Raw genomic sequence first — 11,716 nt, forward strand, 5'->3', positions numbered from 1 at the left:
GTTCTATCCCTTCACGCGTGCGAGTGAGCGCTGTGCGGCTGCGGTGACGGCTTCGGCGGTGAAGCCGAACTCGCGGAACAGGGTCTTGTGGTCGGCGGAGGCGCCGAAATGCTCGATGGAGATGATTTCGCCCGCGTCACCGACGAAGCGGTACCACGGCATGGAGATGCCGGCCTCGACGGCGACCCGCGCCTTGACCGTCGGGGGGAGCACACCGTCGCGGTAGGCCTGGTCCTGGGCGTCGAACCACTCGACGCAGGGCATGGACACGACCCGGGTGGGGATGCCGTCGGCTTCGAGGGCCTCGCGGGCGGCGACCGCCAGCTGCAGCTCGGAGCCGGTGCCGATCAGCACGACCTCCGGTGCCCCCGTGGACGCGTCGGCGAGGACGTACCCGCCGCGGGAGACACCCTCGTAGCTGGTGCCCTCGAGGACCGGCAGGTCCTGGCGGGTCAGGGCGAGACCGGCGGGAGCGCGGGTGGCCTCGTCGGCGCCCTTCTCGAGAACGGCGCGCCACGCGTGCGCGGTCTCGTTGGCGTCGCCGGGCCGCACGACGTACAGGCCCGGGATGGCGCGCAGTGCCGCGAGGTGCTCGATCGGCTGGTGGGTGGGACCGTCCTCGCCGAGTCCGATGGAGTCGTGCGTCCACACGTAGGTGACCGCGGTCTTCATGATCGCGGCCAGCCGGACGGCGGGACGCATGTAGTCGCTGAAGACGAGGAACGTGCCGCCGTAGGGGCGGGTCGGCCCGTGCAGGGCGATGCCGTTGAGGATCGAGCCCATCGCGTGCTCGCGGACACCGAAGTGCAGGGTGCGACCGTACGGTTCCGCGTTCCACATGCTGGTGGAAATGGACTTGGGACCGAACGAGTCGGCGCCCTTGATGGTGGTGTTGTTGCTCTCCGCGAGGTCGGCGGAGCCACCCCACAGCTCGGGCAGCACCGGTCCGACGGCGTTCAGCACGGCGGCGGACGCCTTACGGGTGGCGAGACCCTTCGCGTCGGGCTCCCACGTCGGGAGGACGTCGGCCCAGCCGGCGGGCAGGTCGCGCCCGATCAGGCGGTCGAGCAGCTTCTTGCCCTCGGGGGCGCGCTGCGTCCACTCGTCGTACTGGGCCTGCCATTCCTTGTGCGCCTGCGCACCGCGCTCGACGACCTTGCGGGTGTGCGCGATGACGTCGTCGGCGACCTCGAACGTCTTGTCCGGATCGAAACCGAGCGCCTTCTTCACGGCCGCGACCTCGTCGGCACCGAGGGCGGCGCCGTGCGCCGCGCCCGTGTTCATCTTGGTCGGGGCGGGGAAGCCGATGATCGTGCGGAGCAGGACCAGCGACGGCTTGTCGGTGACCTCGCGGGCCTTGTTCAGGGCCTCTTCGATGGCGACGACGTTCTCGCCGCCCTCGACGATCTGCACGTGCCAGCCGTACGCCTCGTAGCGGGCGGCGGTGTCCTCGGACAGCGCGATGGCGGTGTCGTCCTCGATGGAGATCTTGTTGTCGTCGTAGATCAGCGTCAGGTTGCCGAGCTGCTGCACACCGGCGATCGACGACGCCTCGGAGGTGACGCCCTCCTCGATGTCGCCGTCGGAGGCGATCACGTAGATGTGGTGATCGAATGGGCTCTCGCCGAGCGCGGGCTCGGGGTCGAACAGGCCGCGCTCACGGCGGGCGGCCATGGCCATTCCGACGGCGGAGGCCAGACCCTGACCCAGCGGACCGGTGGTGATCTCGACGCCGCGGGTGTGGCCGTGCTCGGGGTGGCCGGGGGTCTTCGAGCCCCAGGTGCGCAGCGCTTCCAGGTCTTCCAGTTCGAGCCCGTAGCCGGCGAGGTACAGCTGGATGTAGAGGGTGAGGCTGGAGTGTCCACAGGACAGCACGAACCGGTCGCGGCCGATCCAGTCGGCGTCGGTGGGATCGTGACGCATGACGCGCTGGAAGAGGGTGTAGGCGAGGGGGGCGAGGCTCATGGCCGTGCCGGGGTGGCCGTTGCCCACCTTCTGCACTGCATCGGCGGCGAGCACCCGGATGGTGTCGACGGCCTTGGTGTCCAGTTCGGTCCAGTCGGCGGGATGAACCGGTTGCGTGAGGACGTGGATGTCGTCTGTGATCGACACGGGCAGAAGTCTCCTGACATGGGTGAACGTGGAGCCTGAGGATGCGTGGGCCTCTTGTGCGACTCCAGCCTAGTGCGCGGTCGTATCCGGGTCGATTCGGTTCGCGCATTACGGCGGTCTACCATCGGTTGTAGTAGAACGGCCGGCCGTCGCGAAGAACTTCGGGAGCAGGCACCGGCATTCGGATGTGGAATTACGCGTGGTGCGAGGAGAGAACGTGCGGACAGGGCATCAGCCGAGCGGACACGGCTTCGGCAGCCCCAGCCCCGCCCCCGCGCGACCGGCACCGACACGGTGCTCGGTCGCGCCACGGGCAAGGTCCTGGCCTACATCGCGTTGACCAAGCCGCGGGTGATCGAACTGCTGCTGGTCGCGACGATCCCGGCGATGCTGCTGGCCGACCGCGGCAACGTCGACATCCTGCTGATCCTCAGCACGCTGTTCGGCGGCTGGATGGGTGCGGCGAGCGCGAACTCCCTCAACTGCGTCGTCGACGCCGACATCGACAAGGTCATGAAGCGCACCGCGCGCCGGCCGCTGGCCCGCGACGCGGTGCCGACGTCGCACGCGTTCGTGTTCGGCATGACCCTCGGGGTCGCGTCGTTCCTGTGGTTGTGGTGGCGGGCCAACCTGCTCGCCGGGTGCCTGGTCGTCCTGACCATCGCGTTCTACGTGCTCGTGTACACGATGGTGCTCAAGCGCCGGACCTGGCAGAACGTCGTCTGGGGCGGCGCCGCGGGCTGCATGCCGGTCATGGTCGGCTGGTCGGCGGTCACCGGATCGCTGAGCTGGCAGCCCATCGTGCTGTTCCTGGTCATCTTCTTCTGGACGCCGCCGCACACCTGGGCGCTCGCGATGCGCTACAAGGAGGACTACAAGGCGGCCGGTGTCCCGATGCTGCCGGTGATCGCCACCGAGGAGCACGTCACCAAGCAGATCCTGCTGTACAGCTGGGCCATGGTCGTCACGTCGCTCGCGCTGGTCCCCGCCGCGGGCGTCGTCTACGCCGCCGTCACCCTCGTCGCAGGCGCCTGGTTCCTGCTCATGGCCCACCAGCTGTACCGGAGCGTCCGCGGCGGAGCGGCCGTGAAACCGCTCCGCCTGTTCCTGCAGTCCAACAATTACCTGGCCATCGTCTTCGTCGGGCTCGCCGTCGACTCGGTGCTGGGACTGCAGACCATCGGCAGCCTGCTGAGCTGACCCTGCTTCGCCTCAGTCCAGTCTGCGACGGTTCAGGCCGAGGTCCTCGACCTCCGCTGAGGCTTCGCCTCAGGGCACCAGCACGATCGATCCCGTCGTCGCCCGCGCTTCGAGGTCGCGATGTGCCTCCTCCGCCCGCTCGAGCGGGTACTCCGCTCCCACCCGGACCGTCAGTGCACCGTCGGCGAGGGCGGAGAACACGTCCCCGGCCCGCCACGTCAATTCCTCCCGGTTACGGATGTGGTGCGCGAGCGTGGGCCGGGTGAGGAACAGCGAACCCGCCGGGTTCAGCCGCTGCGGATCGAACGGCGGCACTGGCCCGCTCGCCGCACCGAACAGGGCGACCGTTCCCCGGATCCGCACCGACGCGAGACTGGCCTCGAACGTGGACGCGCCGACACCGTCGTACGCTGCTGCGACGCCCTCGCCGTCGGTGAGTTCCCGCACCCGGGCCGCGATGTCGTCGTCGTAGCGCAGCACCTCGTGTGCCCCGGCGTCCCGGGACAACTGCTCCTTCGCGTCGGAGGACACGGTGGTGATCACCCGGGCGCCCAGCGTCGTCGCCATCTGCGTGAGGATCAACCCGACTCCGCCCGCACCGGCGTGGACGAGCACGGTGTCGCCGGACCGGATCGGGTACGTGGAGTGGGCCAGGTAGTGGGCGGTCATGCCCTGCAGCAGCGCGGAGGCGGCCTGCGGGGCGGGCACGGAGTCGGGGACGGCGATCGCGGCCGCCGCGGGCACGGCCACCTTCTCCGCGTAACTGCCGGGAGCGGCGCACCAGGCCACCCGGTCGCCGCGTGCGAAATCAGCCACGTCGCCGCCGACGGCTTCCACGACACCGGAGCCCTCGTCGCCGGGAACGTAGGGCAGTGGCCGCGGATACAGCCCCGTCCGGAAGTACGTGTCGATGAAGTTGATGCCGATCGCGTCGGTGCGAACGAGCAGATCCGTCGCTCCGATCCCGGGTTCGGGAACCTCTACCGGTTCGAGGACGTCGGGACCACCGAGACGGGAAACCTGTATAGCGCGCATGGTTTCAGTTCTACACGGCGCGGCCCGCCGCACGGAGCCTGGCGGACACGCCGCGTCTACCGCCCAGTATTCTCGGACCATGAGTACCGACACCCATGCGGAACAGGCCCCCTCGAGCCCGGCGCCGTCGCTGCCGTCCCACACGGTCGACGCGATCAAGAAGTTCGTCGCCGAGCACGGCGGTTCGGCCAGCGCCGTCATCCAGCCCATCGGGCTCGCCGGCGTCCGGATCACCCTCGTCGGAGCCGACGGCATCCTCGGTGACCAGGTGGTCGAGGATCTCGCCACCGCGAACGCCGTCGTCGCCTCGCTCGACGATGTCACCGTCTCGGAGTGGGACCGCGCGATCACCAGCATCGTCACGCCCCGCAAGGGTCACATTCAGAAGATGGCCGGCTGGGTCGCGCGGCAGACCCGCTTCCCGAGGGCCCGCAACGAGCGCTAGACGCTCGCGGTGTCGGGCTGCGTGACGTACTCGCGGGTGCGCCCCGCGGCCCACACCGCCGCGGTGGCCGCGGTGCACAGCCCGGCCCCCGCCACGTGGAACGCCACCAACGCGGCGGGAACGTCCGTGAAGAACTGGACCAGCCCGATCAGCGCCTGCGCCACCACCAGTGCGAGCAGAACCTGCACCCGGACCTTCACCGCGCGCGTGGCGCCGACGGCGTACAGGCCGAAGCACAGGCCGACCAGCAACGCCAGGTAACCCACCAGCAGTTGCGCATGCAGGTGCACGAGCGTGACGATCTCCACCTCGAGGCGGGGAACCACGCGGTCGAGACTCTTGTCTCCCGCGTGCGGTCCCGCACCCGTGACCAGCGTTCCGGCGGCGAGGACCCCGGCCAGCGCGACAGCCGACAGCGCGGTCAGCCAGCGCAGCGGTGCCGGGATCACGTCGATCGCCGGGGCGTCGTCGGGTTCGCAGATCTTCGCGTACATCACGGTCGCCAGCCACACCATCGCCATCGATGCGAGCAGGTGCACCGCGACCGTCCACCACAGCAGTCCGGTGAGCACCGTGACACCGCCGATGACGGCCTGCACGACGGTGCCGAGCGGCATCATCCACGCGTAGACGAGGACCTCTTTGCGGCGGCGCGCACGGGTGACCGCGAGGACGATCAGGGCCGCGGCCACGACGACGACGAACGTCAGCAGCCGGTTGCCGAACTCGACCGCCTGGTGGACGACGGCGACCTCGCCGTGCCCGACCGGCACGAAGCTGCCGGGGAAGCACTGCGGCCAGGTGGGGCAGCCGAGGCCGGAGGCCGTCACCCGGACGACGGCCCCGGTGACGGCGATGCCGCCCTGCGTGAGGATCACCGCGAACGCGATGACACGCTGCACGGTCAGCGACGGAAGGGGGAGACGGTCTACCAGGCTCAGAAACCCGCGATACAGCACGGCATCGATGGTAGAGGGCGGTCAACTACAGCGTGTCGTTGGGCCGGTGGCGGCGCGGCCGACTTCGTGCTACTCGCCGCGAATGCGCAGGATGCCGATCACCGTGCCCTGCCAGAAGTCGCCGGTATCGGTGACGAGTCCGGACATCTGCAGGGTGTCGTTGACCGCGGTCCCGGGGAGCGGGCTGGTGTGCTCGACGGAGCCGTCGGACGGGTCGATCGCCGCGAACGCGAAACCGTCCAGCGGGGTCGTGACGTCGAATCCCTGGCGGATCACGGTGTACAGCAGGCCGTCGCCGGTCGACAGGTGCGGGACCGCGGCACTGCGGACGTCGTTGCTCCACACCTGGTGGCAGCCGATCGGGTCGATGTCGACCCGCGTCATGCCGCCGGTGAACGGCGCGTTCGTCGGAACGGCCGGTCCCGCCCCCTCCGGAACGGTGGGATACGGGTAGCCGTACGTCCCGGCGACGTACACCGAGTTGCCGATGCCGATCGGGGAGTTCTCGCTGCCGCCCGGATTGCCGAGCACCGGGAGGGTGCAGATCTCGTCACCGGAATCGGCGCGGAAGACCCGGAGATTCACCTGCGGGTCGGCGTTGTCGACGATCGCGACGAAATCGCTGCCCGTCGACGGTCCGAAGTAGGTGGGGGTGGAGCCGGTGCCGTGGCTCAGCTGCCCCGGCTTGCGGTCCGGTCCGCGGTCGTATTCGCGGCGCCAGTCCAGACGGACCTCACCGTCGCGGAGCGCGAACTGATACAGGGCGTGCGTGGTCGCGACCGCGGCGCCTGCGGGTGAGGTGGAGATGCTGTTCTGCACCTGCTCGCCCGCGGCCGGCGGCAGGGAGTGCGCGACACCGCCGCGATCCACGGCTCCGACGACGCCGCCGCCCGTCGCGAACCAGACGTTGCCCTGCCAGTCCGGCGTCAGCCCGGTCACGTTGTCGCCCTGAGGAACACTGCCGGACAGGTCGACGTGCGAGTCGACGGTGATCCGCCACCGGCCTGCGGGGTCCCTCGAATGTCCGAGGCGCAGTAGCTGACGGTTGCCGTCGACGACGACGAGGCGGTTGTCGTTTTCGAGAAACGCGTACACGCCACCGAGCAGGCTGCCCTTCGCCAGCGCGAACGTGGCGAGCGAGCCGCCGAACGGCGCCGCGGGGGCCGCGGGATCGATCAGGTGCACGGTGGGAATCTGCCCGGCCACGAACGTGCACAGGGCGACGACGAGCCGGTCGGAACCCTGCAGGAGGGTCGGGCACGCGGACACGAGCGGGTACGCGGACAGCGTGACGGGGCCGGTGCCGGGACCGGGCAGCGGCGTCACGTCGGTGGACCCGGCGTCGCCGTGCATCGTGGACGTGCCCGCGGGTCCGAGGAACGGATTCGGCGACGCGGGCGGACCCCACTGCGGTACGGCGCCCGCGGGCAGCGCGCCACCGCAGAGGACGGCGAGCAGGACGGCGAGAACGGTGCCCGCGCGGCGGGCCGTGGGTCGACGGATCACGTGAATCGGAACGTCCTCGCCGCCAGGGCCCCCGCTGCCGCACCCCAGACGGCGAGGACCACGACGCTGAGCAGGTCCACCGATCCCGACAGTGCGGCGTCCAGGGCGTGCGCGAGCGCTCCGGACGGAATCAGCCGGGCCCCGGTGTGCAGAAGCCAGGGGAGGTCGCCGGTGGCGAATACCACACTCCCGACACCGACCATCACGAACCACAGGATGTTGGCGAGGGCGAGGACGATGTCGGCGCGCAGGGTGCCGCCGAGCAGCAGTCCCATCGCCGCGAACGTCACGGTGCCCAGGGCGATGATCACGGCGCCGAGGACGAGTCCCCACGCACTCGGACGCCAGCCGAGAGCCAGCCCGATCGCACCGAGCAGGACGGACTGCAGGGCGACGACGATGACCACCGCGGCGCTCTTCCCGGCGATGATTCCCCACGTCGGCAGGGGGGTAGCGCCGAGCCGTTTGAGGGCGCCGTAGCGGCGGTCGAAACCGACCGCGATCGCCTGCCCGGTGAACGCGGTGGACATCACCGCCACCATCATCACGGCGGGCACCACCTTGTCGACCCGCGACGTTCCGAGGTCGCCGATGGGCAGCAGGCACAGCCCGATCAGCAGCGTGATCGGGATGAACATCGTCAGCAGCAGTTGTTCGCCGTTGCGCAGGAGCAGTTTCAGCTCGAGCGCGGTCTGCGCCCGCAGCATGACCGCCGCGCTGCTCGGGCGGGGGTCGGGGGTGAACGTGCCGGGGGCGAAACGATTCTCCGTCAGACGGTCACTGGTGCTCATCGTCATCCCCTCAGTTCCCGGCCGGTGAGTTCGAGGAAGACGTCCTCGAGGCTGCGCTGGTCGACGCGGATGTCGCTGATCAGGGCGTCCAGATCGGCGCACCACGACGCGACGGAGGCCACCACCTTCGGGTCGATCGGCCCTTCGACGAGGTAGGTGCCCGGTCCGGACTCGGCGACCCGGAAGCCGTCGGGGAGGGTCCGCGCGAGTGGTCCGGTGTCGAGGCCGGCGGGCGCGGTGAGCCGCAGCTGGCCTTCGGCGCCGCGGCTGGTGACCTCGGCGGGCGTTCCGGCCGCGACGATCGACCCGTGGTCGATGATGACGAGCCGGTCCGCGAGTTCCTCGGCCTCGTCCATCAGGTGCGTCGTCAGCAGCACGCTGACACCGTCGCGGCGCAACGCGTCGATCAGTTCCCACACCAGCAGGCGGGCCTGGGCGTCGAGCCCGGCGGTGGGTTCGTCGAGGAAGACCAGTTCGGGGCGGCCGACCAGCGCACAGGCCAGGGACAGGCGTTGCTGCTGCCCGCCGGACAGCCGGCGGTACGGGGTGCGACGCGAATCCTCGAGGCCGAGGCTCCGCAGCAACCAGTCGGGGTCGAGGGGGTCGGCGGAGTAGGCGGCGACCAGGTCGAGCATCTCGCCTGCGCGGGAACCGGGGTACGCGCCGCCACCCTGCAGCATCACACCGATCCGGGCCCGGACGGCGCCGGAATCCGCGACGGGATCGAGTCCGAGGACGCGGACGGTGCCGCTGTCCGGGCGGATGAAGCCCTCACACATTTCGACGGTGGTGGTCTTACCCGCGCCGTTGGGACCGAGCAACGCGACGACCTGTGCCTGTTCGACGGTGAGATCGAGCCCGTCGACGGCCCTCACACCGTCGAAGGTCTTCACCACGCCTTCCAGGCGTACAGCAGGTTGCGCCGATCCGGGCGTTCGCGAGGTCACGGGGAATCAGCGTAAGCCCTGGCCGGGTGTGACCCGGCCGGTGCCCCGGCTTTCCGCGCCGGCGTCGTCCCGGGGCGGATCCTGCGGTTCCGGCACGGCCGGCTGCTGCCCCGGACCGACCCGCCACGGCAGGCGGTTGCGGGTGATCACGATCAGCGTTCCGGCCGTGAAGATGGTGGCGATGGCGGCCTGGACGATGACGAACGGCTGGTACTCGCCGCCGTTCGGCATGAGGATGACGCTGACGATGGACGAGAAGACGATCGCGGGGACGCGGAACGCGGGCGCGGTGGCCCAGGCGGCGAGCGGCAGGACCGCCCACAGCAGATACCACGGCTGCACCACGGGGAACAGCAGGACGACCGCGCCGAGGGACAGCCCGAGCGCGCCGACCGCGTGGATGCGGCCGACGAGGGTGGCGACGAGCATCCGGAGTGTGATGAACGCCGCAGCGACGGCGGCGATCGGCCGGGTCAGGCTCAGCACTGCCGTCGTGTGATCGCCGAGGCCCAGCAGCACCCCGGCCAGGCCGGTGCCAAGGCCGAGCAGTGTGGGTATCGACATCCAGCTGCGCACCGCGTTCGCCGTGCCGAGGGTGTGCACCCAGCCGATGCCGAGTCCGCTGGACGTGCTGATGACGAGGGTGACCACCAGGGCCACGCCGCCGAGCAGGGCGGCCGCGTAGAGCACGGCTTTCGGCGTTCCACCCCATCGCCTGGCCAGCGCCATCCCGACGAACCCCAGCGCGAGCAGGGACGGGATCTTGATCGTCGACGACAGGGCGATGAGCGCCGCCCCGGACAGCAGCAGGAGAAGGGACTGCCCGCGGATCGGTTCCGACCGTTCGACGGCCCGCAGCGCCAGTTCGATCCCGGCCAGCATGAGGCCGAGCATCAGGGCCTCGTTGTGGATCCCGGCGACCAGGTGGAACAGCAGCAGGGGGTTGGCGGCGCCCAGCCAGAGGGCGCTGACCTCGGCGACGCCGCAGCGGCGCGCCAGGCGGGGGAGCGCCCACACGATCATGGCCACGCCGGCGAGGGCGAGCAGCCGGTGCAGGAAGATCCCCGCGACGATGTTCTCGCCGGTCAGCCAGCTGATCCCTCGCCCCATCCAGAGGAACAGGGGGCCGTACGGCGCGGGTGTGTCCCGCCAGATCGTCGGCACCGTGCGGGTGAGGACGTGATCGACCCCGAGAGCACCCGCGGGACCGATGGCGTACGGGTCGAGCCCGCGGGCCGCGATCTCGCTCTGCGCGAGGTACGAGTACACGTCCTTGCTGAACATCGGCGGTGCGACGGACAGCGGGATGATCCACAGCAGCAGGGTGCGGTCGAGCTGGGACCGGTTGAGGCGGCGCACGGCCCCGGACTGGAGACTGCCGATCGCGAACCGGCCGAGCAGCAGCCACGCGAGCACGATCATCACGGTGCCGGTCATGGTGAGGGTCAGCGCGACGCTGGGGATCCGGGCGGGAAGTCCGATGATGCGCAGCCCCTGGACGGGGTTCTGCAGTACCGGCTGGGCGCCGGCGCCCAGTGCGCCCACCGCCATCAGGACGGCGCCGGTCGCGCCGAACCGGCGGATGCCGCGGAGCTGGGCGGTCTCCTGCCCGTTCAGGCCTGCGGTCTCCGGTTCGTCGCCGTGCAACGCGGCCGCCACCGACGAGCGCGGGGAGGGACCGTCGATGCCCAGCGCCCGCCGGAACAGCTCGGCCGGATGTCGAAGAGCGGCGCGAGCCGTCAAGGTCGGCTCCGCGCGGGTCGGCTCCGGGTTCTCGGGGGTCTGCGGCACACAGGCAGCGTAGCGGTGCGCCGAACACGGCCGGTTCGGCCAGTATTTCCGCGCCCGGGCGGCACATAATCACAGGTGTAAGGCAGGGCACCCTTAGTAGACCTGCGATCGGAATTCCGTCACACTGGTGTTGTGAAAACGGATACGACACCACGTGCAACGAAGGAAAGCGCAGTTCACGCGCCTTCTTCGGCGGCGCCTGTCGCAACCGCGTCACCCGTCGCCGTGGGCCACGAAGGGCACACCCGCGCGGCCGTCGTGAAGCTCCTCCTCGAGGAGGGGCCGATCACTGCGTCGGAAATCGGAACCCGCCTCGGCCTGAGTGCCGCCGGCGTCCGTCGCCATCTCGACGCACTCCTCGACTCCGGTGAGGCGCGCGAGGCGTCCTCCGTCGCCGTGCGTCACCGCGGACGGGGACGGCCCGCCAAATACTTCCAGATCACCGCCAAGGGCCGCGGCAGGCTCGGTCACGCGTACGACGACCTCGCGGGCGCGGCCATGCGTCAGCTGCGGGAGGTCGGGGGAGACGCCGCGATCACCGAGTTCGCGCGTCGCCGAGTGCAGGCGATCGTCGGCGACGTCACCCCGGCCGCGGATCAGAGCGCCGAGGGTCTCGAAACCACCGCCGACGCCATCGCCGACGCGTTCACCACCGCCGGATTCGCGGCCTCGACCCGCCCGGTCGGCAACGGCGTGCAGATCTGCCAGCACCACTGCCCGGTCTCGCACGTCGCCGAGGAATTCCCGGAACTGTGCGAAGCCGAGCAGGCAGCGTTCGCCCAACTACTCGGCACCCACGTCCAGCGGCTCGCGACCATCGCGAATGGCGACTGCGCGTGCACCACCCACGTTCCACTCGTCCCGCCGTCCGGTCCCAAATGATCGCTTCACCGATAGATCGCTTCACTGATAGATCCTCTAGTCAGCAAT

Annotated in this window: 9 protein-coding genes and 1 pseudogene; 3 read left to right on the forward strand and 7 right to left on the reverse strand. The window is 70.3% G+C overall.

From position 1 onward, the window contains the following. Positions 1-3 precede the first annotated feature (3 nt). Complete coding sequence (gene tkt / locus I1A62_RS44890) at positions 4-2,112, reverse strand: transketolase (RefSeq protein WP_219458254.1); 2,109 nt, start codon at positions 2,110-2,112, stop codon at positions 4-6. Between the two features lie 217 nt (positions 2,113-2,329). Between tkt and I1A62_RS44895 the strand changes: the two are divergent. Next, positions 2,330-3,312, forward strand: a pseudogene (locus I1A62_RS44895) (heme o synthase). A 69-nt stretch (positions 3,313-3,381) separates the two neighbouring features. On the opposite strand, the gene I1A62_RS44900 reads toward I1A62_RS44895, so the two are convergent. Further along, positions 3,382-4,347: a quinone oxidoreductase gene (locus I1A62_RS44900; protein ID WP_219458256.1), complete on the reverse strand. Its 966-nt coding sequence runs from the start codon at positions 4,345-4,347 to the stop codon at positions 3,382-3,384. Between the two features lie 79 nt (positions 4,348-4,426). Between I1A62_RS44900 and I1A62_RS44905 the strand changes: the two genes are divergently transcribed. Continuing rightward, positions 4,427-4,792 carry a hypothetical protein gene (locus I1A62_RS44905; protein WP_219458257.1) on the forward strand — a complete coding sequence of 122 codons (366 nt, stop codon included), beginning with the start codon at positions 4,427-4,429 and terminating at the stop codon, positions 4,790-4,792. On the opposite strand, the gene I1A62_RS44910 is transcribed toward I1A62_RS44905, so the two are convergent. From I1A62_RS44910 to mptB, 5 genes are all read right to left on the reverse strand, one after another. Next, complete coding sequence (locus tag I1A62_RS44910; RefSeq protein ID WP_124390920.1) at positions 4,789-5,751, reverse strand: heme A synthase; 963 nt, start codon at positions 5,749-5,751, stop codon at positions 4,789-4,791. The two genes, I1A62_RS44905 and I1A62_RS44910, sit on opposite strands and share 4 nt — an antisense overlap. Before the next feature lie 69 nt (positions 5,752-5,820). Beyond that, positions 5,821-7,257, reverse strand: a complete 1,437-nt coding sequence (locus I1A62_RS44915) for a hypothetical protein (protein ID WP_219458258.1) — start codon at positions 7,255-7,257, stop codon at positions 5,821-5,823. Continuing rightward, positions 7,254-8,054 carry an ABC transporter permease gene (locus I1A62_RS44920; RefSeq protein ID WP_219458259.1) on the reverse strand — a complete coding sequence of 267 codons (801 nt, stop codon included), beginning with the start codon at positions 8,052-8,054 and terminating at the stop codon, positions 7,254-7,256. Before I1A62_RS44920 ends, I1A62_RS44915 begins: the two co-directional genes overlap by 4 nt. Further along, positions 8,051-8,995 carry an ABC transporter ATP-binding protein gene (locus tag I1A62_RS44925; protein ID WP_219458260.1) on the reverse strand — a complete coding sequence of 315 codons (945 nt, stop codon included), beginning with the start codon at positions 8,993-8,995 and terminating at the stop codon, positions 8,051-8,053. Before I1A62_RS44925 ends, I1A62_RS44920 begins: the two co-directional genes overlap by 4 nt. Before the next feature lie 6 nt (positions 8,996-9,001). Continuing rightward, positions 9,002-10,786 (reverse strand): polyprenol phosphomannose-dependent alpha 1,6 mannosyltransferase MptB, encoded by a 1,785-nt coding sequence (gene mptB, locus I1A62_RS44930; RefSeq protein ID WP_206005033.1) that lies wholly within the window; start codon positions 10,784-10,786, stop codon positions 9,002-9,004. Between the two features lie 132 nt (positions 10,787-10,918). Here mptB and I1A62_RS44935 point away from each other — a divergent pair, with 132 nt between their 5' ends. Continuing rightward, a complete protein-coding gene (locus I1A62_RS44935) occupies positions 10,919-11,668 on the forward strand; it encodes a helix-turn-helix transcriptional regulator (protein ID WP_373414841.1) in 750 nt (249 codons plus the stop codon). Positions 11,669-11,716: the final 48 nt, after the last annotated feature.

Source organism: Rhodococcus sp. USK10, from assembly GCF_019378875.1.
In the GTDB taxonomy this organism is placed as follows: domain Bacteria; phylum Actinomycetota; class Actinomycetes; order Mycobacteriales; family Mycobacteriaceae; genus Rhodococcus_F; species Rhodococcus_F pseudokoreensis.

Coding starts and splice junctions, on each gene's coding strand:
- I1A62_RS44905 (WP_219458257.1), top strand. CDS start 4,427: ATGAGTACCGACACCCATGCGGAACAGGCCCCCTCGAGCCCGGCGCCG.
- I1A62_RS44900 (WP_219458256.1), bottom strand. CDS start 4,347: ATGCGCGCTATACAGGTTTCCCGTCTCGGTGGTCCCGACGTCCTCGAA.
- I1A62_RS44920 (WP_219458259.1), bottom strand. CDS start 8,054: ATGACGATGAGCACCAGTGACCGTCTGACGGAGAATCGTTTCGCCCCC.